Source organism: Haloarcula vallismortis ATCC 29715 (assembly GCF_000337775.1).
Lineage (GTDB): Archaea > Halobacteriota > Halobacteria > Halobacteriales > Haloarculaceae > Haloarcula > Haloarcula vallismortis.
In genome coordinates, this window is the sequence record NZ_AOLQ01000025.1 from 86,664 (window position 1) to 109,565 (window position 22,902).

Genomic DNA, 22,902 nt, shown 5'->3' on the forward strand with positions numbered 1-22,902 from the left:
CTCATTGCACCGTCGAGTTGTCGCGGACGTCGAAGTCCTTCTGTGTCCCAACGTCGTTCACGTCCTGCGGGAACGTGAGATCGAGATCGACATCCATGTTGAATTCGTTGACTACCTCCTCGGTCGCCGGGTAGACGCCGACCATCGACACCTTCGTTTCCTGCATCTGGGTCTCGACATCGTAGCCGCGTGACGTGATCGCGTTCGCGGAATCCCCGATCGCGTAGGGCACGTGCCCGTCGGGATACTTCTCCTCCAGGCTCTGGCCTTTGAACACGCCACCCCAGTGGTACGGCAGGAACACTTCCTGTGGGTTCGGTCGGTTCGTCACCCGCGATTTCACCAGGACGGACCCGCGGTCCGTCGAGGCGATGACGATCAGGTCGCCGCCGTCAATGCCCAGGTCCTCCGCCATCTCCGGATGGACCTCGGCGTACATGTGCGGCTGGAGGTCAGCGGTGTGGATGTTGTTCCGCGTCTCCGCACCACCGCCCTGGTGTTCGACCTGCCGACCGCTGGTCATGATGGTGTCCAGGTCCGGGCCTTCCTCCTGATTGTGGATGATGTCCGTCGCCCGTTCCTGCTCGACGAGGTTGTTCTGGTCGAGCCGGTAGAAGTTCCGCTGCTGGCCGTTTGCCGGCCACTCGTTCAGCAGTTCCGTGTCCGGCCCCTCGATAGGCTCGCGGTGGACCGGCACCTTATCGAGGAAGCTCCAGACGACGGCCCGTGCCCGGCCGCGCCCGGTCGGCGCGTCGGGTTGTGCGAAGTCGTACTGCTCGTAGAACTCGGGGTCGACCCCCTCACCGATCATCGTTTCGAGGTACTCGTCGAACACCGCGCTCCCCGTGTCGGGGTTATTGAGCGCCTGCGCGGCGGTGTACACCGACTCCTGGTTGTCGAGCGCGTACTGCTGTGGGATGGTGAGTTCGTCCGGCTGGACCTCTTGCTCGGAGTCGATGAGGCTCTGTGGCGGCGTCACCTTCCAGCCCGGGTACTCGGGGATACCGTGAATCATGCCGTCCGCGGCCGTGTCGTCGTCGTCAGCCCACTCGGGGTTGTACGGCGCACGGGTCAGGTCCAGAGCCTCTTCCTGGCTCTCGTAGCGGTCCCCGACAGCGTCGAGCGTCTCCTGCATCGGGTACTCGTCGTCCGTCGGCATTGCGTCCCAGTCCTCCGGGGTCGGTGCCGAGACGCCCCACCGGGTCCGGAAGTCCTGTCCCCCGTTGTTGGGGTCGAGGTCGTCGTTCCAGATAATCGGCGTCCCCGGATGGTCCTCGCCCCAGCAAGGCCAGGGGAGCATCCAGTACTCACCCGCGACCGGCGTCCCCTCGGCCCCTTTGAGGTCCTCGTTGGAGAACGCGTAGTCGTACTCCAGATGTTGCTGGAGCCGTTCGGGTGTCTGCCGGTAGCCGATGGTGTTGGTTCCGAGGTTGAACTCGCGGACGACACCCTCGTAGGAGGACTTGCCGTTGTAGAGGTCCGAGCCCGCGCCCCAGTCGAAGTGCTCGCCGAAGCCGAGGTAGCCGGCGAGTTCCTGCATGATCTGGAGGTCCGGCTTGGAGTTGTGGGCCGGCGAGCGGACCGGTTCGGACCACTGCACCGACCGGTTCGTGTTGGTCAGCGACCGGTAGTGCTCGTACTGGCTAGACGCCGGCAACAGCAACACCGGCGGGCCGTCCTCGTAGTCGGGGAGGACGCTCGCGACCGAGGGGAACACGTCGATGACGACCAGCAGGTCGAGGTTCTCCATCCCCTCTTTCATCTGTTCCATCTCGCTGATGGAGTTCGCCGAGTGCCCCCAGAAGAACGCGATTTTCGTCTGGTCGGGCTGGTAGATCGGCGTCTCCTGATAGCGGTCCTCCTTGTCGAGTGCCGATTCGAACCAGCGGGCCACCGTCAGCCCGTTCTGGAACAGCATCGAGTTCTCGGCCGGGTTATTCGGCCCGTGGTCAGTGTTCGGCGGGAGCGAGGCTGCGTCCTCGCTCCCTTCGTAGTTCGGGCTCTGGCGGACGTACTTCTCCGGCGGCATCAGCTCGAACCGGTCGTACATGTCCGCAAACGAGGTGGAGCCGCTGGTCTCGGGGGTGCGGTCCCAGATTTCGGCCCACCACGACCAGCCACCCGGTGACAGACCGTAATACCCCGGAAGGATGTGGCTGGCGACAGCCAGGTCGGTCGCTCCCTGCACGTTCGCGTGGCCACGCATTACCTGGAGGCCGCCGCCGCTCCGGGCCGCGCTCCCGGAGGCGAGGCTCGCCATCGCATACGAGCGGATGTTCTGGGTCCCGTTGTTGTGCTGGGTCCCACCCATCGCCCACTCAATCTGGACGTGGGGCCGGGCCTCGTCGATCATGTCGGCGATGCGCTCGATGTCCTCGGCGGACACCCAGGTAATCTCCTCGACGGTCTCCTTGTCGTACTGGTCGAGTTGCGCCTCAACGTCTTCCCAGCCCTGAACGCGGTCCGTGAGCATGTTCTGTCCGCTTTCGTCCGCGTCGGGGTCCATCGCCAGCCCGTGCTTGTCGCGGAGCTCTTTGATGATCCCCATCATCAGGGCCACGTCGGTGCCCGGACGGAACCGCATGAACTCGTCGGCGTGGGCCGACGTTTTCGTGAACCGCGGGTCCAGATTGAGGATAGTGCCGCCCCGCTTTTGCCCTTCGAGGATGTGCTGCATCGCGATTGGGTGTGCCTCGGCCGGGTTCTGCCCGATGATGATGTTCAGGTCGAAGTTCCGGTAGTCCTGAACGGTGTTGGTCATCGCGCCGTACCCCCAGGTGTTTGCCAGCCCCGTCACCGTCGTGGAGTGGCAAATCCGAGCCTGGTGGTCGATGTTGTTCGTGCCCATGAACGCCGCCAGTTTCCGGCTTGCGTAGGCCTCCTCGTTGGAGTGATGGGCGCTGCCGAGCAACATCACGCTCTCGCGGCTGTGCTCCGCGTCGACGTCGACGGCCTCGCTCGGTGAGACGTCGTCATCCGGCCACAGCGCTCGGATGTCGGTCGCCAGGCGGTCGTAGGCCTCGTTCCAGCCGAGCTTGCGCCACTCGCCGTCCTCCTGAATCATCGGATGCTTCAGGCGCTTCTCGGAGTGTTCGGTCTCGTAGATGCCGGCCCCTTTCGAGCACAGCGACCCGGCATTTATAGGGTGTTCATGCCATGGTTCCATGCCGACGAAGGAGTTGCCCTTCCTCTCGCCCCGGAAGCCACAGCCCACCGAACAGTAGTTGCAAATGGTCTTGGTCAGTTCGGTGTCCGTGTCTGTCCCGTCCGTTTCCTCGCCGTCTTCCTGAAGTGCCCGACCAGCGCCGCTGACGCCGAGAGCGACCCCGCCCGCGAGGGCGCTCGCTTTCATGAACGAGCGCCGGTCGAGATCCAGTGAGACTGGTTCCTGTTGTGTACTCATGGTGAATGGTGCCCACCCATTACCGATGCTGTCCGCGCTTGCCACGCAATCTGGTTTGTCATTGTCTAACTAGACGTGCTACAACTTTACTGTCATGTATGATAAAAGGTGTCATATTTTGCCATGATTATTACTGGGGATTTTTTGACGGGCCAAAATTTTGGGGGTTGTGTTCACGAATACATATGTGAACACTCCGCAAGGTCTATTACCGGCACAGGGTTTTGCATGATTAATGGATACAGGTGCCTTTGTGTGTTCCTGCGGGGGATCGTGTGATATCGACCTCGAAGCGGTTCGGGACGGCGTCGATGATGTCGACGTCGTGGCCAGTTCCGAACTGCTCTGTCAGGACGGCCTGGCCGGGATGTCACAGGTCATCGAGGAGTACGACCTCGATCAGGTCATCGCGACGACGCCGGAACCGTCGTGCCAGGACCGAATTCGCGGGCTGGCCGACGAACACGGCCTGCATCCCGAGGCGTCGGTGTTCGTCGACCATCGGGAGACCAACGCCTGGGTCCACGACGAGGCGGCGGCCACCGACAAGACGGCACGCCTCATCAACGCGAAACAGGCCGGCCTGCGCGAGGAAGCGCCGTCGCGAACGGTGTCGAAAGACGCCGGGAACCGCGTCGCCGTCGTCGGCGACCCCGGCGCGGCCCGGTCACTGACCGACGACGCCGACGTGACGTTCATCGCGGACGGCCGGGACTTCGCCGACGTGGAAGGACTCGGCGACGTGACGATGGAACGCGGTCGCGTCGTCGACATCGAGGGGTCCTACGGCGAGTACGAACTCACGCTGGAAGCCCGCGTCACCGACGACTGTATCGATTGCATGGACTGCGTGCGTGAGGGGCCGGATGGGATGGTGACGGAGTTCCCCGTCGACATCCATCCGGACGCCCCTGACGGCGAGTGGACGAACACCTGTCCGACTGACGCTATCGACTTAGGCGGCGTCACCCGCACCGTCGAAGTCGACCAGGTCATCTACCCGGGCGGCCGCGACAACGCCCGCGGCGGTCGACTGGGTTTCTACACCGGGCCGGTCGACGCCGGAACCATCGCCGCCGTCGAATCACAACTGGGCGGCATCGAGAAACCGCAGTTCCTCGACCTCGATATGGACGTCTGTGCGGCCGGCGCATCAAGCCAGGAGGGGTGTACGGCCTGCGTCGACGCCTGTCCCCACGGCGCGGTCGACCGGCCGACCATCGACTCCGTCGAGTTCGACGAGACCGCCTGTGAGAACTGCGGTGCCTGTACGAGCGCCTGTCCGACCGGCGCGACCCAGCTCCGCGAGCCTTCGAACCGGCGGCTCGCCCGCGAGGTCGAGGCGCTGCTGGAAGACGACGCGGACGGGGGGCTGCTCTCGCGGGGTGACAGCAGGGGTATCGAGACGCAGGTCGTCGCGTTCGTCTGCTCGGAGTACGCTGCCGAGCGACTCCGAGCACATGGACGCAAAGCCGTCCGGTCGGGCGACCTCGACTACCCACCGATTCTCCCGGTCCAGGTCAACTGTACGGACACCGTCGGCGAGGCCCACGTCATGCACGCGCTCGCGGCCGGCGCGGACGGGGTGGCAATCGTCGGCTGTGGGGGCTCCTGTCTGCACTCCGGCCCCGACCCCAAGCAGGAGCTGGTCGACCGGCTCAATCAGGCGACGACTGACCTCGGGCTGGGCGACCGCGTCGGTTTCTTCGCGCCGGAGGCCGGCAACCCCGAGGCGTTCGTCGAGTCGCTGTCCGGCTTCGTCGAGTTCGGGTTAGACGAGACGCCAGTCCCGGCCGGCGACTACGAGGCGACGGGCCGCAGCGATACGGGCCGCGAGGAACCCCGCCCCAACCCCGACTTCGACAGCCACGGCTGGACCTTAGAGAGCGTCCGGACTATCCTCGATCACGCCGAGCCCGAACGCGAGGTGATCCGCGGGCTGAAGGACTTCGGCGTCATGGACGTCAACGACGCGTGTACGCTGACGCCGACCTGTACGAACCTCTGTCCGACCGACGCCATCAAGCGGACCGGGCAGGGCGAACTGGCGTTTAACCACGCTGACTGTGTCAACTGCGGCCTCTGTGAGGAGGGCTGTCCGGAGACGGCGATTACGATGCACGACGGGCTCGACCTCTCCTTGCTCCCCGAGAACCGGGGCGGCGAGGCCTGGGTGACGGTTCACGAGGGCGAGATGCTGGAGTGTGTCCGCTGTGGCAAGCCGTTCACCAGCGTCGCCTCGGCCGACAAGATCGAGGACGAAGTAGGTGACCAGGTCGAGGGGCTGGCTCCCGACGCCGACCACAGCGTCTTCGAGTACTGTAGCGACTGTCGGAGTCGCCTGCTGTTCGACCAGGGGGAGAAGCGATGAACGACGCGGCCGTCTACGAGGCCCGCCTCGAACTGGTCGACTTCGTCATCGACGTGTTCTGGGACGTGCCCGACGAAGCGTTCGTCGAGCGGCTGTTGAGCGGCGATATCCAGCTACCGGAGGACTCCATCAACGACCAGCTCGACGAGGGGTTCGAGCTATTGCAGGCGTGGATAGACGAGAACACCGACCGGTCGGTGTCGGCGGTGCAGGCGGACCTCGAACGGGAGTACACGAACCTGCTCGTCGGCCCGCGGCCGCCGGTGTTGCCCCACGAGACGAACTACCGGGAGGACACGGAGTTCATCGGCGAGGGGCTCGCCGAGGTCGATGCCAGCTACGCCGCGGCGGGGTGGTCACCGCCCGAGGACTACCCCGAAGAAGACGACTTCATCGCCGTCGAACTGGCGTTCCTGCGGTATCTCATCGAGCGCCAGCGCGAGGGCGACGAGGAGACCGTTGGCTACGAGCGGGTGTTCATCGAGCAACATCTCAGCGAGTGGGTCGTCGACTTTGCCGAGGAGATGCGCGAGGAGGCCGACGACGGCCTCTTCCTCGCGGCGGCGCTCGTCTGTGAGGGGCTGGTCCGCTTCGAAGACGAGATCGTCGCACAGATCGGCTAGAGGCGGCTACCGGATTCGGAGCGCGAGTCCCATGCTGGCGACGAGGCCGACGACCAGCAGGACCTTCACGGCGGGCAGCAGGAGCGCCATCGCCTGTTCCATGAGAAAGAGCGACCGCCAGGAATTGACCGACCGCGCGATGACCGCGACGGCCCCCGCGCCCGCGACCAGAACGCAGAGGAGCGTGATTGAAGCGGCCGCGACCACACCGAACGGGTTCGCGTGTAATCGCTCACGCATCGGGGACCACCCGCCGACCGACGACGAGGACCACGAACAGCGGGACGAGGACGACTAGCAGACGGCTGACGAACAGACCGATATAGCTGATAGTCGATTCGAGGTGAATCTGCCAGTGCCAGCTTCCCTTGAGCTCGGCGATGAGGCCGATTGTGCCGACGACAAGCAGTGACAGTGCCAGCAGCGTAGCGAGGGTGTAAACCAGAATTCGGAGATATCCGAGAAGTGAGACGGCAGTCAGTCGGGAGTTCGATTGCTCGGTGGCCATCAGGTACCCTCTCCGGTCCAGTGCTGCTGATAGATATCGTACGTGATGACGGCGAGGACGACCAGCCCGACACCGAGGACCGCCGCACCCATATCGGGCGGAAACGGGAGATTGAGCCCCGATTCCGAGTGCATGAGGATAGTTAGCATGAGCTGTGGTACGGTCTGGCAAGTAAAAAACTATTGCGACCTGTTTTCTTGAGACAAAGTTTTTCTCCACGTAGCCCCACCCCTGTGATAGCATACCATGACATCGCGCCGCGGACTGCTGCTTCGGCTCTCCGCACTCACCGGAGCGGCCGGTCTCAGCGGTTGTTCGTCCCTGCTGGCCAGGCGAGCGGAGTCGCCAACAGGGAACCTCGACCCGAACCCGCGGGCCGACGAACTCCCGATACGACAACACGCCTGGAACGAGCGCCTTCAGAGCGATGCCGCCGGCAACGACCTGTTGCCACACCATTTCCGGCTGTTCATGCTCGACCTCGACGCCTCGCCGTCTGATACGACCGCGGAAACCGTCGAGCTAGCGATGCGAACACTGGAAGACGCGTATGAGTTCAACAGTGCAGGGCTCCTGCATATGCTCGGCTGGGGAACAAGCTACTTCGACACCTACGGGTCGCTCGATTCGTCCCCGATACGCAGCCCGCAGGTCCTCTCCCGGACGGACGACCCCGACCTGCAGGCCTTCGACGCGATGCTCGTCCTCGCGAGTGACGTTCCCTCGAACCTCTCGGCCGCCGAATCAGCGATGTTCGACACGCGCCCGCGGCTGGCCGACGCGGAGATTCAGGGCCGCCTCGGCGATGTGTTCTCCATCGCCGACCGCCGTGGCGGGTTCGTCGGGGAGGGACTCCCGGCGGCCCACGCCGACGCGGAGGGCGTCCCCGCCGACATCCCCGAGGAGGCACATATGTTCTCGGGCTTTTTCGCCGGCCGGAAGGGGACACAGGCCAGCGAGCACCGCGTTACCATCGACGACGGCCCGTATGCCGGTGGAACGACGATACACCTCTCACGAATCAACGAGGCCTTCGACAACTGGTGGGAGCTCGCCCAGTCCGACCAGGTCAAGCGGCTGTTTTCGGCGGAGTTCTCCCCGGGCGACATCGACAGGGGCGACCTCCCATTCGCCGACGTAGTCCGCGAGCACGCGAGCAGCGAGGGGGAGGTTGGACATTTCGAGAAGGTGGCCCGCGCCCGCAAGGACGGGGAGCCGATTATCCTCCGGCGCGACTTCAACACGATTGACGGCGGTCAGGCCGGGCTTCACTTCCTGTCGCTACAGGAGCGTCCGCGGGACTTCGAGGAAGTCCGGGACGCGATGAACGGCTGGTGGCTCCGGGAAGAACACGAGGACCTCCGGGACCGGCAGAACAACGGCCTGCTGGAGTTCATCGAGGTCGTGTCGCGCTCGAACTTCTACGTCCCACCGCGCGACAAACGGGCCTTCCCGACCCCGTAGCCGCCGCTGGTCAGGTGTGAGAGTCGAAAGCGGCCGCCGTCTACTCCTCGTTGTCCGGTGTTGTGTCGTTCTGGTTCACGTCGCCCGGCCAGACGCCGTGGTCCCAGACCTCGAAACCGTTGAATGTCTCTGTCGCACCTTTAGGCTTCCACTCGCTTTGTTCGTGTGCCATTGTATATCAACTGTCGCAGTGACCGGGCTTAACTTTTGGTGCCGTCACTCAGACGGCGTCCCCGGCGGTTTCTGCTCGTCCGTGACCTCGTCGAGGAACGCGTTGGCGTAGAGGTCGACGTGCATCTTCAGAACCGCGCTCTCGTCGACGCCGCTCTCCTCGGCCTGCCGGCGGAGCAACGCGGCCAGTTCCTCGGTCGGCTCGTACCGTATCTCGCGGCCGTCGACCTCGAACGCCACGTTGTGGGACTGTGAGACGAGATGTTCGATCTCTAGCAGCGCCTGCTCGACTTTGGTCGCCATCGCCTCGTCGATGTCCTCTAATCGCCGGTCGGCCCACTCCTGTGCGGCCTCGTACAGGCGGTCGCTCACCTCGAAGGTAAGCGTCAAAACGACACCCCCTCGCCCTCGAACTCAGGCGTCCACAGCGTCGTCTCCTCACACACCGGACAGTCCTGCCGGCGCGGTTGCCCCTCGAACGCCGAGAGGTCTATCATCTGGCCACATTCCTCGCAACTGTAGTACGTCATTCTTCGGATGGCGGCCACGACTGTGGGGCCGGGTCTGACTCGGTAATCTCGGAGTACAGCACCACGAGTGCCCCGAGAACGATAGCCAACACAAGCACTCCGGCGATGCCACCCAGCGCGTTCTGGCCGATGAACGATGCCGTTCCGGCCGTGAAGTCGATGGCCGACAGTACTTCGAACAGTGTCAGTAACAGCCAGACGAAGGCACCCAGCACCACGAACGTGAGTATCTTCGATTGTTGGACTGCGGTTCGGAGTGTCATTGTCGTTCGTGTATGACAATGACCAGCAAGCGTTATAAATATACGGCGTCACCCATCAGCGAGGTCCCAGTCTGCCTTCTCCGCGGCGTCGGCAAGCGAGATAAACTCCCAGCCGGTCCGCTCGGCAATGGGCTCGTCGGCCGGTCGGCCCACTAGAACCATCCGCTCTGCGTAGAACATCGAGTGCTCGTTGATGTCGGCAAGCCGCTCGGCTGGCTCCTGGCCCGCGCCGCTGAAGAAGTCGGCGTCGATGCCGTTGTCGCGCTGGAATTTGTTGATGACGAAGGCGTCGACGTCGCCGACGATACCAACCCAGTCGGCCCAGGCGCGCGCCTCGCGGAAGACCCGTTGCGGGTCGGCGAACTGCCGGGCCGCGTCGTATGTCACGGCCATCGTCATATCGTCGATGCCACCACCGTGAGGACCGCTCGCATCTACGGGCTCCTCGCCGGCGGCGGGGTCCTCGGCGACGTTCGAGGCGGGGTCAGTGTTAGTCGCGGCTGCGCCACCTGCGCCCCCGCTATCCGTCGGAATACCGACCGGCTTGTCTTTATTCTCACGGGGGACGTGGGGGACCGACTGACCACCACGGGCCGCGCTGGCGGTATTCCCATCGTTCCCCTCCATGCCGGTGTCGCCGTCCTGACTCGTCCCTGTGGCCGCATCGGGACTCTCAGCCTCGGCGTCGCTATTGGGCCGCACCGATGCGGTCCCAGTGGCTCCGGGGTCGGGCTCGTCTTCGGGGTCACCCTCGCCACTCCAGAACCAGTCACCCCTGTTTGGCGTCTCTTCGTCGTCCTGTACGTCGAGTTCGTCGAGGTCGATTTCGTCTGTCATTCTCCGAGTGTCGTGTCCGCTGGTAGTGTCGACTGGTCGACGGCGTCCGCGAGGCCAAGTCGTTCGATTGTCTCGGCGGTGGGCCGGCCGTCGGTGTCCCAGCCGCGCTGGTCATAGTAGGCGTCGAGCATCGCGTCGAAGGACTCGGTGTCGATTGCCGCGCCCGCGTTCGGTCCCGAATCGAGCGGTTCCTGCAGTTTCGCCGGAAGTTCGTCGTCAGCCCGCGAGACGCCCTCGCGGACGTTGAACAGGCGTGTGAGCGTCCAGACGCGCTCGCCGACCGTCGCGAGGTCGCCGTCAGTGTCCAGACCGATAGCGTCGAGCCACTCCGCGCCGAGGTCGTCGAAGGCGTCGCCGACGAAATCATCGACGACGAGACACCACAGCACTGAGCGCTGGTCCTGTTCGCGAATGACGGCCGCGGCCGCTCGCTCGGGGCTCCAGTCGCCGTCGAAGGCCTCCCGCTCGATGGGGAGCGCCCGCCGGTGGCAGGCTCCGCGGTCGCTGGTCGCGTACGCCAGCGCCATGCTCCGTGCGCCGCGGGGGTCGTACGCGGGCAGTTCCATGGCCTTGACCGTCGGCAGGAGGTCGTCCCCGCCCAGGCGGGCCGAAGCCGCGTCGACGCCGTCGGCCAGGGCGTCCCCGAGCGTCGTCTCCCGCGCGACGATTTCGTTCAGAAGCGCTCGCGCGTCGTCGGGACTTCCGTAGTCGAACGATTCCTCCAGCAGACCTACGTCGCCGGCTTTGATGGCCCACGAAACGGCGCTCCCGGCGCTGATGAGGTCGAGGCCGAGTCGGTTGCACGTCTCGCCCAACGTCGCCACAGCGTCGAAGTCGTCGATGCCGAGCCCGGCCCCGAGACTCATCGCCGTCGCACCGCGGGGGACGGTCTCACCGTCCTCCGTCTCGACGCGGAATCCGCCGGGACTGTCCGCATCGTCGTACTCCCGCCCCGCGGCGAGGTCCTGTACGGCCTCGATGCCGACTCCGTCGGCCCCCTCGAACTGACCGTCCTCCCAGCCCCGCGTCGAGAGCGCACCGACCTCGTTGGCGAAATCGACCGTCTCCACGGTCCCGCTGGCGTGGAGCCACTGTCCGGTGTCGCCCTCGCGGTACCGCTTTGCGTACTGTTTCCGTAGCTCCGCGAGGTCTGTCGGCGGGTCGCCGCGGACGACGATGGCTTTCAGTCGCTTTGCGCCCATCACTGCCCCGGCACCGCCCCGGCCGGCGTGGTGTTCGCCGCCGTCGGAGGCGATGGTCGCGAACGCGACGCCCTGCTCGCCCGCTGGGCCGATACACGCCACCGCAGCCTCGGGAAACGCCGCGTCGGTTTCGGCCGTGTCATGGCCCCACGTCTCGGCGGGTTCGACCGTCGCGTCGTCGTCCTTGACGACGAGTGTGACCGGCTCCGAGGCGCGTCCGGTGACCAGAATCCCGACGTGGTCCTGCAACGCGCCGGCCAGCGTGTCCGGAAACGTCCCGCCGGCGTAGGAGTCGAGGAAACCACCAGTCAGCGGCGACTTCGTGACCGCCGCGTAGCGCGTTTCGCCGGGGAGCAACCCGGAAACCGGTCCGAGCATGAACAACAGGACGTTCTCGGGGGCCAGCGGGTCGGTGCCGGCGTCGAGTTCGTCGTACAGGTACCGAGCGCCCAGGCCCTTGCCGCCCACGAACCGCCGACGCCACCGCTCCGGGACCGGACGACTCTCGACCGACGCCGACGACAGGTTGACGTGGAGCATCCGGTCTCGGTTGCCTACTGTCATCATACCTCATTCTTCTGTCTGTCGACTAAAGGATTACCCACAGCACGAAGCGCCTTTCTGCCAGACCTGAGAAGGCAGAGTATGCGCGCAGGCATTATCATCGCTGGCGGCCGGTCGACGCGGTTCGGCGACAGCGACAAGGCCGTCGCTGACCTCGCTGGCACGCCGATGATCCGCCGCGTCGCCGACCGACTGGGGCAGGCCGTCGGCGAACTCGTCGTGAACTGCCGCGAGGACCAGGTCGAGGCCATCGACGCGGCGCTTTCGGACCACACCCTCGACCCGACGTTCGCGCTCGATACGGACCCCGACCAGGGGCCGATGGCAGGCATCGCGACCGGGCTGGGGGCCGTCGAGAGCGAGTACGCGGCCGTGGTGGCCTGTGACATGCCCTTTGTCGACCCGTCGTTCGTCGACTACCTGTTCGAGCGGGCGGCGTCCCACGAGGCCGCGGTCCCGCGCCCCGACGAGTGGTTCCAGACGACACAGGCAGTGTATCACGCAGACGCCATGGGCGACGCCTGCCAGCGAGCGCTGGAGCGCGGCGAGCACAGGATTGTCGAGCCGCTGTTCGACCTCGATTACGTCGTCGTCGAGCGCGAGGAGATTCTCGAACACACCTCATTGGATACGTTCGAGAACCTCAACACTCGCGAGGAGTTCGAGGCCGCTATCGAGCGGCTCTAGGGGCCGCTGGGGCCAGCCGTGCTCAGACGACAGCGACGAGCGGGTCGTCTGCTCGCATCTCGGCGAGCACGACACGCGGGACATCGGCGCGCTCGTGAATCGCTTCGGCGACGGCCCGCGCGCTCGTTTCGAGTTCGTCGTCGTCGACCATGTTGAGCAGCGGAATCGCGGTCGCGCTGGCTGGCAGGTCTTTCAATCCACCTCGGTCGCTGGCGAGCACCGCGGCGACATCTTGCGGGTGGATCACGTCGCCGGGGTCCAGCCCGGTAATCGCGGCCACTTCGTCGACTCGATGGACAATGTCGTCCGTTAGCGGTTCGCCGACGACGTGAGCGCTCGCGATGGGAACGACCGTCGAGGCCGTCGAGGGGAGCTGTGGCTCGCGGTCGCTCGGCGCTTTGAATTCTCGCATTCGCGCGCCGTCAGCTTTCACCAGAATCGGGTGGTCGATGTCTGCCAGGTCGGCGACGGTCGCCGGGTCGTAGCCGCGGTAGCGGTCCGGGCGTTCCTGTGCCGGGACGACACCCAGCGGCCACGCAGATGCCGTCTCGATGGCTGTCCGTGGGGTCTCTGTCACAACAACGTCTGTGACCCAGCCGTCGAAAATCGGAATTCGGACCGTCGCAGTAACGACTGCGCGCACCAGTCGCGCTGCGAGTGTTGCCATCGCCGTCTTCTTCCCCCCAGCGCCGACGAAGCAGGTGGTCCCGTGCTGTGCGTCTAGCGCGTCGACGATGTCCATACGCAGTGCAGGGCAGTGGTCTGGTTAATCGTTACCCTGTGTCCGACGACGGCACTGGAGCAGTCACGCCATTTAATAGGCTGTGCTGTGAACAGTTAGCAAGGATATGCTCGAAGACGACTTCGGTCGCGAGGTCTCCGGTGTCCGCGTCTCCCTCACCGACCGGTGTAACTTCGACTGCGTCTACTGCCACAACGAGGGGCTGGGCGACACACGGGGCCCGATGGAGGCACAGGACGACGAACTCACTGCCGACACCATCGTGGCCTTCCTCGAAGTCGCCGCCGAATTCGGCGTCGACTCGGTGAAGTTCACTGGCGGGGAGCCGATGCTCCGGGAGGACCTAGAGGAGATCGTCCGGCGCGCACCCGACGAGATGGAGGTGTCGATGACGACCAACGGCACCTTCCTTCCCGGCCGCGCCCCGGACCTCGTCGACGCCGGACTCGAGCGAGTCAACGTCTCGCAGGACGCCCTCGATAGCGAGGCCTTCGCCGAACTGACCCAGAGCGGGGCTTACGACCGCGTCCTCGAAGGCGTGGAAGCGGCGCTGGACGCCGGCCTCGAACCGGTAAAGCTCAATATGGTCGTCTTCGAGCCGACCGCGGGCTACGTCCCGAAGATGGTCGACCACGTCGCCGAGAACCCCGGCCTCCAGCTTCAGCTCATCGAGTACATGCCTGAACTGGCGGGCCACCCGGAGTGGGCCATCGACATCGACCGGGTCCACGACTGGCTTGAGGACCGCGCCGACAAAGTCGAACACCGCGAGATGCACGACCGCAAGCGCTACTGGATGCACAGCAGCGACGCGGCGGTCGAAAGTAGCGGCGCTACAACATCACTGGCCGCGTCCGACGGCGGGATACGGACGGAACCGGTCAACAACCGCAACAGCGGGATGGTCGAAATCGTCGATCCCGTCGGCAACAAGAACTTCTGTGCGAACTGTCACCGCGTGCGGCTCACCCACGACGGCTACCTCAAGGGCTGTCTGAACCGAAACGACGACCTGCGTGACATCGGCACGACCAAGGAGTCGATGCGCGATGCGTTCCGCGAGACAGTCGACACCCGCGTCCCCTACTACGGCGAGTATATGGTCGAAACAGAAGATGGCGAGTGGGAGATAAACGAGGAGTACATCGACACCGACGGGGACCGTGCGCCCTACGAGTACTCGGAGTAGCGACCGCCGCGGGCAAACGCTCTTACTGTTCCATCGTGAAAACCGGCCAGGATGAGTTTCACGTTCCGCGACCAGACGACGGTTTCGCTGTCGTGGAACGAACTGACCGGTGCGGTCGGGGACTCGGCAACGGTGCTGCCGGTCGTCGTGGCCGTCGCCGTGCTGACGGAGCTCTCGCTCCCGGTCATGCTCGTCTGGTTCGGCGTTTTTCAGGTCGTCTGGGGGCTGTACTACGGCGTCCCAATATCGGTCGAGCCGATGAAGGCCTTCGCCGCACTGGTCATCGCCGGAACCATCTCCACCGGTGAACTGGTCGTCGCGGGGCTTTTGCTGGCCGGTATCCTGCTCGTGCTCGGAACGACGCAATCACTCGAAACCGTCAATCAGTACGTCGATGACACTGTCGTTCGGGGGGTGCAACTCGGCGTCGCGCTGGTCCTGCTAGAAACCGGCATCGGTCTCGGACTCACCGACCTGCGGCTCGTGGCTGTCGCTATCGGTGTAGTGGCTGTTTTCGCGCTCCTGGGCCACAGCGGGCAGAGCGCCTTCGCCGTCTTCGCCGTTGGAGCCGCCCTTGCCCTCGCGGAGACCGGGATGCCGACGCCAGCGGTCCCCGGTGTTGACGCTATGTTTATGCTCCCGAGCATGACGCTATCGGCGCAGACGGCGGAAGCCGTCCTCGCCCAGATTGCGGTCACGGTCGGCAACGCCGCCCTCGCCACGTCGGTCTTGCTCGCGGATTACTTCGACCGGGACGTGTCTGTGGACCAGCTCTCAAACAGCATGGGGCTGATGAACCTTGCTGCGGTCCCCTTTGGCGCATTCCCGATGTGTCACGGGAGCGGTGGCGTCGCCGGGAAGTATGCCTTCGGTGCCAGAACGCCCGGCGCGAACCTGATACTCGGCGCGGGCTACGTGCTGACCGCGTTTCTCGCTGTCGGCGTTATCGCGGCCTACCCGACGGCGCTGCTCGGCGTCATTCTGGTGCTGATCGCGCTTCAGCTGGGCTGGACCGGGGTTTCCAGAACGGATGATCTGACAGTGGTCGCGGCGATCGGCGTCTTCGGTGTGCTCGTCAACCTCGGCCTTGCACTCGTCCTCGGCGTTCTCGTCCAGCAACTGCGCGCCAAGGTGTGACCGCGGGCCGGCCCCCACACGCTTGTATCAGGAGGTCGAAGGGACGACTAATAGATGCGCCCTGCAACGGAACTCGAAAACCTGCTTGGAGAAGCCGAATCACTCACTATCGTCTGCCACAACAACCCCGACCCAGACTGTCTGGCTAGCGCGCTCGCACTCGGTCGCATCGCGGCCGCCGTCGGCATCGACGAGCGGCGAATCCTCTACAGCGGCGAGATATCTCACCAGCAGAACCGCTCGTTCGTCAATCTGCTTGAGATGGACCTCCGGGAGTTCGATGCGGCTGACGTAACAGACCGGGACTCCTCGGAACTGCTTGCTTTCGTCGACCACTCGATACCGGGGTCGAACAACCGCGTTCCCGAAGATGTCTCGGTCGACATCGTCATCGACCACCATCCCGCCGAGGACATCCGAGCCCGGTTCGTCGATCACCGCGTGGAGAGCGGGGCAACGGCGACGATACTGACCGAGTACCTGCGGGACCTCGAGATCGAACTTGACGACCGACTGGCGACCGCGCTGCTGTTTGCGATCCGTCGGGAGACGCTGGGGTTCCTGCGCGGCGTGACCCCGGACGAGTACGGGGCCGCCGGCTTTCTGACTGAAACGGCCGACGCGGACCTGCTTCGACAGCTATCTTCGCCGTCAGTCAGCGGCGCGACCGTCGACGCAATCGCGGACGCCATCGAGAACCGGACGGTCCGTGGGTCGGTGCTGATCTCACACGTCGGGCGGACGCCGGAGCGGGACGCCCTGCCGCAGGCGGCCGACTACCTGGCGACCCTGGAGGGCGTTGAGACAGCCATCGTCTTCGGTATCGTCGAGGACACCATCCATCTCAGTGCCCGGTCGACGGATTCCCGGGTCAATATCGGCGACGTGTTGAACGACTCGTTGGGCGACGTCGGAAGCGCGGGCGGCCACCGGGAGATGGCCGGCGGGGAGGTGCCACTCGGTATCTTCGCTGATTACACGAGTGATGACACCGTCCTCGTCGACATCGTCGAGCAAGTGATTTCGGCGCGGCTGTTCGCCGGGTTGAACCTCTCAGAAGACAACTGAGCCGCCGTCAGGACAACCGGAACGTTTCCAGGTTCTTCGGGTTGTGGGTCCGCATGTTGAATTTCTGGTACAGCGCAGAGGACAGTTGGTTGGTCGTGGACGCGTCACCGTGGACACAGAGGATTTTCTCCGGCCGCGGGTGCATCGTCTCGACGAACGATTCGAGGCCCTGCCGGTCAGCGTGGCCGGAGAAGCCGTCGACCGTCTCGATGTTCATCTTGAGGCTCACCCGTTCAGCGCGTGGCCCGCTCGTGTCGCCGAGCGTAATCTCGTCCTGACCGCGCTGGATCTGGCGGCCGAGCGTCCCTTCAGCCTGATACCCGACAAAGGCCATCGTGCTGTCCGGGTCGCTGCCCAGCAGGCGGAGCCAGGACATCACGGGGCCGCCAGTGACCATCCCAGAGGTCGTCAGGATGATCGCCGGCTCGTCGTCGGCGATGTCCTGACGCATCTCGTCGCCGCCGTCGACCTGCTCGAACTGCTCGGCGAGGAACGGGTTTTCGTCCTCGTACAGGATGCGCTGTCGGAGGTCGTCCCGGAGATACTCCGGATACGCGGTGTGGATGGCCGTCGCCTCCCGAATCATCCCGTCTAAGTACACCGGCATTGTCGGGATGTCGCCTTCCCGCATCGCCTCTTCGAGGACGAGCATGAGTTCTTGCGACCGACCGACGGCGAAGGCCGGAATCAGGATTTTGCCGTCGTTTTCGTGGGCCTCGTTGATAACGTCCCTGAGAACGCGCTCGGAGTCGGACTGGTCGGTCTGGTAGTCGTTCTTGCCGCCGTAGGTCGACTCCAGCACCAGCGTCTCCACCCGTGGGAAGTCGTTGACAGCGCCGTCGAGCAGGCGGGTGTCCTTATAGTGAATGTCACCGGAGAAGGCGACGTTGTACCGCCCTTCGCCGATGTGGAAGTGACATACCGCCGACCCGAGGATGTGGCCGGCGTTGTGCATCGTGAGCTTGATATCCGGTGCGATGTCGGTGACGTTGCCGAACTCCAGTGGAATCGTGTGTTTCAGCGCGTCACGGACCTGCTGGCTCTCGTAGGGCGGAGTGCGACCTTCTTTCGAGGCCACATCCAGATAATCCAGCTGGAGCAGCCCCATCAGGTCCCGGGTTGGCGCGGTCGTGTAGATCGGCCCGTCGTAGCCGTACTTGAAGAGGATAGGAATGAGTGCGGAGTGGTCGAGGTGGGCGTGGGTCAGGACGACGGCATCGAGGGAGTTCGGCCCCGCGGCGAGCGCTTCGGGCGCCTGGAGATACGGGACCTCGCCCTCGGCACCGGGCTTGTCACCGCAGTCGATGAGGATGCGGGATTCCGGCGTCGAGAGGATGAAGGCGGCGCGCCCGACCTCACGACAGCAGCCCAGTGTCGTGAGTCGAACCCAGTCCTCGTCGCTCGTGGTGGGGCGGTTGATCTGGCGGCCGACGCGCTGGAGGATATCACGCCGTTCGTCACGTTCCTGCTTGAGATAATTCCGGACGTTTGAGACGGTCGATGACTCCATCGGCGGCGTCCGGACGACCTCAGGGGTCCAGCCGACGGAAGCCGAGATTTCGTCGAGGGTTGCCCCGTGACGGCCGATGACGCGACCGGGCTTTTCGGCCTCGATAAACACTTCGCCGGTCTGGCGGTCGAAATCTAGATTCTGGACGCCAGCGTCTTCCGGTATCGTCTGTGTGATTCGGGCCCGGGCTTCGTTTGGCGGAACGAGGGCTTCTTGCGTGGGGCGAACGTTGATTCGTTTACGAAGCGTCTGTGCGAGGTTTCTGACGATGCCGTCGCGGTTAGCGACCGTCTGCGCGTCCGGCGTGTAAATAACTAGTTCCGGTCCCTCGAACGCGACAGATTCGATTTCGATGTCGTCCGGTGTCTCTTCTTCGACCTGTGCTTTGATTCGATCAAGTGTTTCGTCTGCGGAACTCATAAGTTTGGAGATGGAGGCCCGATAGCCGTCGGAAAACCACGGCCCTCAATTGCCGTTATCTAGCCGGAGTGCGACCATGGTAAAGAACCTTTGCTTGTTTTGCTGTGTCAGTACGGCCCGTACATTGGCAGGAACCGGCGAGTTTTAGTGTGCGACTGCGAGATGTATCTATATGGGCTTTGGTAGCTACGATGAATCCGAACAGAAGGACAACGACGTAGACGCGGACGACAGCGAGGGTGTCGCGGTCCACGAGAACGACCACGACGGATCGGTCTCCTTCGAGACGGAGGCGACCACGAGCGATCTCGTCGACAAACTCGGCGACATGAAAGACGAGGACGAGGAGTAACGCCTTCGACTGACCCTTAGAACGGCGCTCCCTGACCGACTTTTTCGGCGAGTTCGCCGCGCTCGTCGAGCTGTTCGAGGATGTCACTGCCGCCGATGAACTCCCCGTCGACGAACGTCTGGGGGATTGTCTCGCGCCCGCTGTGGCGCTCTAGGGCCTCCCGGTACGCGTCGGTAGCCTTGAGTACGTCCACTGTTTCGATGTCGTCGCGGTGCTGTTGCAGCAGTCCGAGGGCCTTCTTCGAGTAGCCACACTGTGGCATCAGCTCGTTGCCTTTCATGAACAGGACAACCTCGTTGTCCTCGATGACGTTGTCTACCTGATCCGTGACTTCATCCGGGGAGAGTTCTTCGGGCTCGAATGCCATACCATCACTAACAGCGTCGGCAATAAAGGCGTACCGACGGGTCGAACAACGCCGCACCGCCGAGATACACGGCTACTCGGCTTCCTCAGGCGTCAGGGTCGTCAGCTCGATGGCGTGAATGTCGCGGGTGAGATGGTCCCCCAGCGCGTCGTGGACGAGCTGGTGCTGGTCGACCAGCGACTCGCCCTCGAACGCCGGCGAAACCACGCGTACGGCGTAGTGTTTGTCGTCGTCGGGGTCCCGCGGTGTGGTGACTGTCGCCTGTGCTTCCGGAAGCGCTTCCTCGATCAGTTCGGCGACGGCATCCTCATCCATACGCGCTCTGAAGAGAGCGGCAGGCAAAACAGTTGGCGTCACAGGGACGTCGCTCACCAATTGGGTGACAGTTCCCGGGCGATACCGACCCCAAGGGCGGCCACTCCCAGAAGCGCAAGCGCGACTCCGCCAAGCCAGAGCGCCGAAAACGCGGCCGCAAGCCGGACGGTCCAAAGCCCGGCTACCAGGGCCAACCCGCCGGCTACGACCAGTTCGACGAACCGTTCCATGTCCGTGCCTGCGATGACCGGCTGTAAATTCCTGCCGGCTGAACCACAGGTGTTTGTGCCCCGGGTACGTAGCTCGTCTATGAGCGACGCAACGCTCGTCTATGACGACGACTGCGGTTTCTGCACGTGGTGGGCCGACTTCATCGACGAACGGTCCGACCTCGAAATCGTCGGCTTCTCTCAGCTAGACGGCGACCTACTGGAGCGACTGCCAGACGACTACGAATCCTGTTCGCACCTGGTGACCGATGAAGACGTGTATTCCTGCGGGGAATCCATCGAGACAGCGCTCACATACACCGACGTGGGCAAGCCGGCGCGGCCGCTGGTCTCGTTTCTCCGGCAGTTCGAGGACTACGAGCGAGTCCGCGAGCGGGCCTATCGGCGGGTCGCCGATAACCGTTCGAAGTGGGGGCAGGTCATGTCGAAGACGCCGCCAGCGCGCAGGGACGATTCTGACTGACGAACCGTCTCAGACTCTGTCCAGTCGCAGGTCACCGTCGCTGACCGGGCTGACGTAGGTGCCGACACGTTCACGCTCCCACCACTGACCTGTCTGGCGGCGCTTTTTGGGTGTCGTGAACCGATACCGATAGCGGACCGCGCGAATGTGCGTGGGTGTGGTCTCCGCAAACGGCACAGAAGCGAGGAGGTCCTCGGTGGCCTCATCGCCAGCCAGTAGCCGGTCCAGCAACGCGAGGAACCACGGACTCCGATGAGGTGAGGGAGCCATCGCCGCGAACCACAACTGCCAGTCCAGCCGGTAGTGATAGGGTGCGACCTGCCGCGGTCGCTGTGCTGTGTCCGTTGGCTTGCCTTTGAATTCGTAGGCTCGCCACTCCGTGTCGGCCGTGACGACCTCGTCGGTGGTCCCCTGAACGACTATTTCATAGCGGGTCCGGGTGATTGAGCCGAACGCGCCGTAGGTGTTGACTAGCCGGAGCGGATCGAAGGCGGTGTTCATCACCTGCTGTTCTGAGAGGATGTTCCGGACCGGGTCGATACTCCGCCAAACGACGACCACCGCGAGTACCATCGACAGCGCCTGCAGATACAGCGGCGGCGCGCTCGTGTTCGGTGCGACGACGGGGAGTATCGACGTGAGAACGCCGTCGCTGAACGTCGCGATAGCCTGAACGATAGTGAGAGCGTTGAGCCACGAGAAGTTGCCAGTCAACATGAGCCAGCCCTGAAAGCCGATGGTTGCCACTCCCGCTACTGACGCCCACGGCTGTGGCGCGAAGTAGAGGAACGGCACAGCGACCTCGATGACGTGGTTTCCAAGCACCTCTATCCGGTGGAACCGGTCGGGGAGGTGATGGGCGTACCAGCTCACCGGGTTCGGAATCGGCTGTGTTTCGTAGTGGTAGTCCAGTGCAGTGAGGTCCCGCCAGCAGTCGTCCCCGCGCAGTTTGATGAGTCCGGCCCCGAACATATTGCGGAACAGTACCCACTTGAGGAGCCACACGACAGCGACCGGAGGCCCTGCTGGCCCCGCGCCGAGAAATGCCGCGAGGAAGCCGGTCTCCAGCAGCATCGACTCCCAGCCGTAGCCGTAGAAGGTCTGGCCGGCGTTGACAAAGGAGAGGTACAGCGCCCACAGCAGGAGCCACAGCAGCATCGACACGGGGACCGCGTACGGGCGCGGGAGCCACGACGGAAAGCCGACGAGTGCCAGCACTGAGAGCCCGACGCCGACCCAGGCTGTGCTGCCGATGACGCGGTCGTCCGGATAGAGATAGAACAGACTGGGGCGCTCACGGAACTCGTGGCGGTCGACGTACTGCTGTATCGACAACAGGCCGTCCTCGCCCGCAAGCGGACGGAACTGTCTGGCTGCGATGATGAACGCCAGCAGGTAAATGACCGCCAGCGCCCGGTGGAACAGAACCCGGACGAGCCAGTACGTCTCTGGCTCCCACAGCAGCATACACCCGATGTGGCCCAGCCACGAACTAAACCGTACCGGGCGGCGGCTGTCTCAGCCGTTACCTGCTTTCAGGCCAGTAGTTGCTGGTGTGTCGGCTTCATACAGCGGTCCTGGACGACGCGGCGGCCGGCCGCCTCGGCGCGCTCGACAGCATCATCGTCGTGGATGCCGAGCTGGAGCCAGATGACGGCGTCGTCGTCGCGTTCCAAGGCCGCATCAACGATATCACTGACCTCGTCGCTGGGCCTGAACACATCGATGATATCGATGTCGCCGGGAACCTCTGCCAGTGAGTCGTAGGCCTTCTGCCCGAATATCTCGTCAGCGAAGGGGTTGACCGGTATCACTTCGTACCCCTGTTCGGTGAGGTACTTCGGTATCTCGTGTGCGTCCTTGCCGGGGCTGGTCGAACACCCGACGACGGCGACGCGGTCCAGTTCGAGAATCTCTTGGAGTTCGTCGTCCGAAGTAACAGGCATACACGACAGTTCGTGGGGCACCAATAAAAGCGATTGCCTGCGGGACCTATTCTGCGCGCTCGTCGGACGCTGTCGGTTCCTGTAGGTAGGTCTCGCCCCACGCTGCCATTTCGGTGATTACGGACTCCAGTGACTCCCCGTGTTCGGTGAGCGAGTAATTGACGCGAAACGGCTGTTCGTTGATTACTTCTCGGTCGACGAGCCCCTTCTCCTGTAGGTCTTCGAGGCTGTCAGAGAGCACTTTGGACGAAATCCCGTCGACGTTCTCTTTGAGTTCGTTAAATCCAGAGGGGCCGTTCTCAAGCAGTCGGTGGATGATAACAGGGTGCCACTTCTTCCCGATAAGAGACGCCGTCGTGGTTATCGGACACCAGTCCTCGCCAGCACACCAGACGGAGAGCTTCTCCGGTGAATCGCTCATATCTTGTCGTGATTTCGGTCGCGGCCGGCTAATAACTACCCCTGTGCGGGTAGCCGGAATCCATCGTTTGGGGACCACATCGAGAGACGGAGTGGACTCTCGCGCACCGATGTCTGGCA

Annotated in this window: 27 protein-coding genes; 9 read left to right on the forward strand and 18 right to left on the reverse strand. The window is 64.1% G+C overall.

From position 1 onward, the window contains the following. Position 1 precedes the first annotated feature (1 nt). Positions 2-3,403, reverse strand: a complete 3,402-nt coding sequence (locus C437_RS07025; RefSeq protein WP_004516221.1) for a formate dehydrogenase subunit alpha — start codon at positions 3,401-3,403, stop codon at positions 2-4. A gap of 235 nt (positions 3,404-3,638) precedes the next feature. Between C437_RS07025 and C437_RS07030 the strand changes: the two genes are divergently transcribed. Continuing rightward, a complete protein-coding gene (locus C437_RS07030; protein WP_004516222.1) occupies positions 3,639-5,774 on the forward strand; it encodes a hydrogenase iron-sulfur subunit in 2,136 nt (711 codons plus the stop codon). Then, positions 5,771-6,397 (forward strand): TorD/DmsD family molecular chaperone, encoded by a 627-nt coding sequence (locus C437_RS07035; protein ID WP_004516223.1) that lies wholly within the window; start codon positions 5,771-5,773, stop codon positions 6,395-6,397. Before C437_RS07030 ends, C437_RS07035 begins: the two co-directional genes overlap by 4 nt. Positions 6,398-6,403: 6 nt before the next feature. Here C437_RS07035 and C437_RS07040 read toward each other — a convergent pair whose 3' ends face one another. Genes C437_RS07040 through C437_RS20520 form a run of 3 tightly spaced genes read right to left on the reverse strand, consistent with a single transcriptional unit; the run spans position 6,404 to position 7,054 of the window. Beyond that, positions 6,404-6,637, reverse strand: coding sequence for a hypothetical protein (locus tag C437_RS07040; protein ID WP_004516224.1), 234 nt, complete (start codon positions 6,635-6,637; stop codon positions 6,404-6,406). After that, positions 6,630-6,905 carry a hypothetical protein gene (locus tag C437_RS07045; RefSeq protein WP_004516226.1) on the reverse strand — a complete coding sequence of 92 codons (276 nt, stop codon included), beginning with the start codon at positions 6,903-6,905 and terminating at the stop codon, positions 6,630-6,632. The genes C437_RS07040 and C437_RS07045 overlap by 8 nt, the downstream gene beginning before the upstream one ends. Beyond that, on the reverse strand, positions 6,905-7,054 hold the full coding sequence (locus C437_RS20520; RefSeq protein ID WP_004516227.1) for a hypothetical protein: 150 nt from the start codon (positions 7,052-7,054) through the stop codon (positions 6,905-6,907). Before C437_RS20520 ends, C437_RS07045 begins: the two co-directional genes overlap by 1 nt. Positions 7,055-7,151: 97 nt before the next feature. Between C437_RS20520 and C437_RS07050 the strand changes: the two genes are divergently transcribed. After that, a complete protein-coding gene (locus tag C437_RS07050) occupies positions 7,152-8,369 on the forward strand; it encodes a DUF7405 family protein (RefSeq protein ID WP_004516228.1) in 1,218 nt (405 codons plus the stop codon). 40 nt (positions 8,370-8,409) lie between these two features. On the opposite strand, the gene C437_RS21065 is transcribed toward C437_RS07050, so the two are convergent. From C437_RS21065 to C437_RS07070, 6 genes are read right to left on the reverse strand one after another with little or no spacing between them, the layout of a single operon-like run. Then, positions 8,410-8,541 carry a hypothetical protein gene (locus tag C437_RS21065; RefSeq protein WP_004516229.1) on the reverse strand — a complete coding sequence of 44 codons (132 nt, stop codon included), beginning with the start codon at positions 8,539-8,541 and terminating at the stop codon, positions 8,410-8,412. A 44-nt stretch (positions 8,542-8,585) separates the two neighbouring features. Further along, on the reverse strand, positions 8,586-8,930 hold the full coding sequence (locus C437_RS07055; protein ID WP_170832140.1) for a hypothetical protein: 345 nt from the start codon (positions 8,928-8,930) through the stop codon (positions 8,586-8,588). Continuing rightward, on the reverse strand, positions 8,927-9,070 hold the full coding sequence (locus C437_RS20525; protein ID WP_004516231.1) for a hypothetical protein: 144 nt from the start codon (positions 9,068-9,070) through the stop codon (positions 8,927-8,929). The genes C437_RS07055 and C437_RS20525 overlap by 4 nt, the downstream gene beginning before the upstream one ends. Further along, the gene (locus C437_RS07060; protein ID WP_004516232.1) at positions 9,067-9,333 is read right to left on the reverse strand and encodes a hypothetical protein; all 267 of its coding nucleotides are present in this window, start codon (positions 9,331-9,333) and stop codon (positions 9,067-9,069) included. The genes C437_RS20525 and C437_RS07060 overlap by 4 nt, the downstream gene beginning before the upstream one ends. Positions 9,334-9,381: 48 nt before the next feature. Beyond that, on the reverse strand, positions 9,382-10,170 hold the full coding sequence (locus tag C437_RS07065) for a DUF7124 domain-containing protein (RefSeq protein ID WP_004516233.1): 789 nt from the start codon (positions 10,168-10,170) through the stop codon (positions 9,382-9,384). Then, positions 10,167-11,939, reverse strand: coding sequence for an aldehyde ferredoxin oxidoreductase family protein (locus tag C437_RS07070; protein ID WP_004516234.1), 1,773 nt, complete (start codon positions 11,937-11,939; stop codon positions 10,167-10,169). The genes C437_RS07065 and C437_RS07070 overlap by 4 nt, the downstream gene beginning before the upstream one ends. A gap of 78 nt (positions 11,940-12,017) precedes the next feature. Here C437_RS07070 and C437_RS07075 point away from each other — a divergent pair, with 78 nt between their 5' ends. Continuing rightward, positions 12,018-12,623: a molybdenum cofactor guanylyltransferase gene (locus tag C437_RS07075; protein ID WP_004516235.1), complete on the forward strand. Its 606-nt coding sequence runs from the start codon at positions 12,018-12,020 to the stop codon at positions 12,621-12,623. A 22-nt stretch (positions 12,624-12,645) separates the two neighbouring features. Here the strand turns inward: C437_RS07075 and yqeC are convergent, their stop codons facing one another. Continuing rightward, entirely contained in the window at positions 12,646-13,365 is a 720-nt protein-coding gene (gene yqeC / locus C437_RS07080; RefSeq protein WP_004516236.1) for a selenium cofactor biosynthesis protein YqeC, read from the reverse strand. Between the two features lie 106 nt (positions 13,366-13,471). Here yqeC and moaA point away from each other — a divergent pair, with 106 nt between their 5' ends. Genes moaA through C437_RS07095 form a run of 3 tightly spaced genes read left to right on the forward strand, consistent with a single transcriptional unit; the run spans position 13,472 to position 16,759 of the window. Then, positions 13,472-14,554 carry a GTP 3',8-cyclase MoaA gene (gene moaA, locus C437_RS07085; protein WP_004516237.1) on the forward strand — a complete coding sequence of 361 codons (1,083 nt, stop codon included), beginning with the start codon at positions 13,472-13,474 and terminating at the stop codon, positions 14,552-14,554. Between the two features lie 51 nt (positions 14,555-14,605). Then, positions 14,606-15,691, forward strand: a complete 1,086-nt coding sequence (locus C437_RS07090) for a putative sulfate/molybdate transporter (RefSeq protein ID WP_004516238.1) — start codon at positions 14,606-14,608, stop codon at positions 15,689-15,691. A 54-nt stretch (positions 15,692-15,745) separates the two neighbouring features. Further along, positions 15,746-16,759, forward strand: a complete 1,014-nt coding sequence (locus C437_RS07095; RefSeq protein ID WP_004516239.1) for a DHH family phosphoesterase — start codon at positions 15,746-15,748, stop codon at positions 16,757-16,759. Between the two features lie 7 nt (positions 16,760-16,766). On the opposite strand, the gene C437_RS07100 is transcribed toward C437_RS07095, so the two are convergent. After that, entirely contained in the window at positions 16,767-18,689 is a 1,923-nt protein-coding gene (locus tag C437_RS07100) for a beta-CASP ribonuclease aCPSF1 (RefSeq protein ID WP_004516240.1), read from the reverse strand. Between the two features lie 172 nt (positions 18,690-18,861). Here C437_RS07100 and C437_RS07105 point away from each other — a divergent pair, with 172 nt between their 5' ends. After that, the gene (locus C437_RS07105) at positions 18,862-19,041 is read left to right on the forward strand and encodes a DUF5786 family protein (protein WP_004516241.1); all 180 of its coding nucleotides are present in this window, start codon (positions 18,862-18,864) and stop codon (positions 19,039-19,041) included. Between the two features lie 16 nt (positions 19,042-19,057). On the opposite strand, the gene C437_RS07110 is transcribed toward C437_RS07105, so the two are convergent. The 3 genes from C437_RS07110 to C437_RS20530 form a co-directional block, all read right to left on the reverse strand. Continuing rightward, complete coding sequence (locus C437_RS07110) at positions 19,058-19,408, reverse strand: glutaredoxin family protein (RefSeq protein ID WP_004516242.1); 351 nt, start codon at positions 19,406-19,408, stop codon at positions 19,058-19,060. Positions 19,409-19,480: 72 nt separating this feature from the next. Beyond that, positions 19,481-19,723: a BolA/IbaG family iron-sulfur metabolism protein gene (locus tag C437_RS07115; RefSeq protein WP_004516243.1), complete on the reverse strand. Its 243-nt coding sequence runs from the start codon at positions 19,721-19,723 to the stop codon at positions 19,481-19,483. A 53-nt stretch (positions 19,724-19,776) separates the two neighbouring features. Further along, positions 19,777-19,953 carry a hypothetical protein gene (locus C437_RS20530; protein ID WP_004516244.1) on the reverse strand — a complete coding sequence of 59 codons (177 nt, stop codon included), beginning with the start codon at positions 19,951-19,953 and terminating at the stop codon, positions 19,777-19,779. A 79-nt stretch (positions 19,954-20,032) separates the two neighbouring features. Here C437_RS20530 and C437_RS07120 point away from each other — a divergent pair, with 79 nt between their 5' ends. Further along, positions 20,033-20,416, forward strand: a complete 384-nt coding sequence (locus C437_RS07120; RefSeq protein WP_004516245.1) for a thiol-disulfide oxidoreductase DCC family protein — start codon at positions 20,033-20,035, stop codon at positions 20,414-20,416. 9 nt (positions 20,417-20,425) lie between these two features. On the opposite strand, the gene C437_RS07125 is transcribed toward C437_RS07120, so the two are convergent. The 3 genes from C437_RS07125 to C437_RS07135 form a co-directional block, all read right to left on the reverse strand. Next, the gene (locus C437_RS07125) at positions 20,426-21,883 is read right to left on the reverse strand and encodes a lipase maturation factor family protein (RefSeq protein WP_004516246.1); all 1,458 of its coding nucleotides are present in this window, start codon (positions 21,881-21,883) and stop codon (positions 20,426-20,428) included. 68 nt (positions 21,884-21,951) lie between these two features. Continuing rightward, entirely contained in the window at positions 21,952-22,362 is a 411-nt protein-coding gene (locus tag C437_RS07130) for a CoA-binding protein (RefSeq protein WP_004516247.1), read from the reverse strand. Positions 22,363-22,408: 46 nt separating this feature from the next. Beyond that, entirely contained in the window at positions 22,409-22,783 is a 375-nt protein-coding gene (locus C437_RS07135; RefSeq protein WP_004516248.1) for a winged helix-turn-helix transcriptional regulator, read from the reverse strand. Positions 22,784-22,902 lie beyond the last annotated feature (119 nt).

Bases quoted from the DNA above. Each gene is read 5' to 3' on its own strand.
- C437_RS07040 (WP_004516224.1), bottom strand. From the start codon at position 6,637: ATGCGTGAGCGATTACACGCGAACCCGTTCGGTGTGGTCGCGGCCGCT.
- C437_RS07070 (WP_004516234.1), bottom strand. From the start codon at position 11,939: ATGATGACAGTAGGCAACCGAGACCGGATGCTCCACGTCAACCTGTCG.
- C437_RS07090 (WP_004516238.1), top strand. From the start codon at position 14,606: ATGAGTTTCACGTTCCGCGACCAGACGACGGTTTCGCTGTCGTGGAAC.
- C437_RS07120 (WP_004516245.1), top strand. From the start codon at position 20,033: ATGAGCGACGCAACGCTCGTCTATGACGACGACTGCGGTTTCTGCACG.
- C437_RS20520 (WP_004516227.1), bottom strand. From the start codon at position 7,054: ATGCTAACTATCCTCATGCACTCGGAATCGGGGCTCAATCTCCCGTTT.
- C437_RS07045 (WP_004516226.1), bottom strand. From the start codon at position 6,905: ATGGCCACCGAGCAATCGAACTCCCGACTGACTGCCGTCTCACTTCTC.
- moaA (WP_004516237.1), top strand. From the start codon at position 13,472: ATGCTCGAAGACGACTTCGGTCGCGAGGTCTCCGGTGTCCGCGTCTCC.
- C437_RS07130 (WP_004516247.1), bottom strand. From the start codon at position 22,362: ATGCCTGTTACTTCGGACGACGAACTCCAAGAGATTCTCGAACTGGAC.
- C437_RS07135 (WP_004516248.1), bottom strand. From the start codon at position 22,783: ATGAGCGATTCACCGGAGAAGCTCTCCGTCTGGTGTGCTGGCGAGGAC.
- C437_RS07100 (WP_004516240.1), bottom strand. From the start codon at position 18,689: ATGAGTTCCGCAGACGAAACACTTGATCGAATCAAAGCACAGGTCGAA.
- yqeC (WP_004516236.1), bottom strand. From the start codon at position 13,365: ATGGACATCGTCGACGCGCTAGACGCACAGCACGGGACCACCTGCTTC.
- C437_RS07025 (WP_004516221.1), bottom strand. From the start codon at position 3,403: ATGAGTACACAACAGGAACCAGTCTCACTGGATCTCGACCGGCGCTCG.
- C437_RS07050 (WP_004516228.1), top strand. From the start codon at position 7,152: ATGACATCGCGCCGCGGACTGCTGCTTCGGCTCTCCGCACTCACCGGA.
- C437_RS20530 (WP_004516244.1), bottom strand. From the start codon at position 19,953: ATGGAACGGTTCGTCGAACTGGTCGTAGCCGGCGGGTTGGCCCTGGTA.
- C437_RS07035 (WP_004516223.1), top strand. From the start codon at position 5,771: ATGAACGACGCGGCCGTCTACGAGGCCCGCCTCGAACTGGTCGACTTC.
- C437_RS07030 (WP_004516222.1), top strand. From the start codon at position 3,639: ATGGATACAGGTGCCTTTGTGTGTTCCTGCGGGGGATCGTGTGATATC.
- C437_RS07125 (WP_004516246.1), bottom strand. From the start codon at position 21,883: ATGCTGCTGTGGGAGCCAGAGACGTACTGGCTCGTCCGGGTTCTGTTC.
- C437_RS07075 (WP_004516235.1), top strand. From the start codon at position 12,018: ATGCGCGCAGGCATTATCATCGCTGGCGGCCGGTCGACGCGGTTCGGC.
- C437_RS07095 (WP_004516239.1), top strand. From the start codon at position 15,746: ATGCGCCCTGCAACGGAACTCGAAAACCTGCTTGGAGAAGCCGAATCA.
- C437_RS20525 (WP_004516231.1), bottom strand. From the start codon at position 9,070: ATGACGTACTACAGTTGCGAGGAATGTGGCCAGATGATAGACCTCTCG.
- C437_RS07115 (WP_004516243.1), bottom strand. From the start codon at position 19,723: ATGGATGAGGATGCCGTCGCCGAACTGATCGAGGAAGCGCTTCCGGAA.
- C437_RS21065 (WP_004516229.1), bottom strand. From the start codon at position 8,541: ATGGCACACGAACAAAGCGAGTGGAAGCCTAAAGGTGCGACAGAGACA.
- C437_RS07060 (WP_004516232.1), bottom strand. From the start codon at position 9,333: ATGACACTCCGAACCGCAGTCCAACAATCGAAGATACTCACGTTCGTG.
- C437_RS07105 (WP_004516241.1), top strand. From the start codon at position 18,862: ATGGGCTTTGGTAGCTACGATGAATCCGAACAGAAGGACAACGACGTA.
- C437_RS07110 (WP_004516242.1), bottom strand. From the start codon at position 19,408: ATGGCATTCGAGCCCGAAGAACTCTCCCCGGATGAAGTCACGGATCAG.
- C437_RS07065 (WP_004516233.1), bottom strand. From the start codon at position 10,170: ATGACAGACGAAATCGACCTCGACGAACTCGACGTACAGGACGACGAA.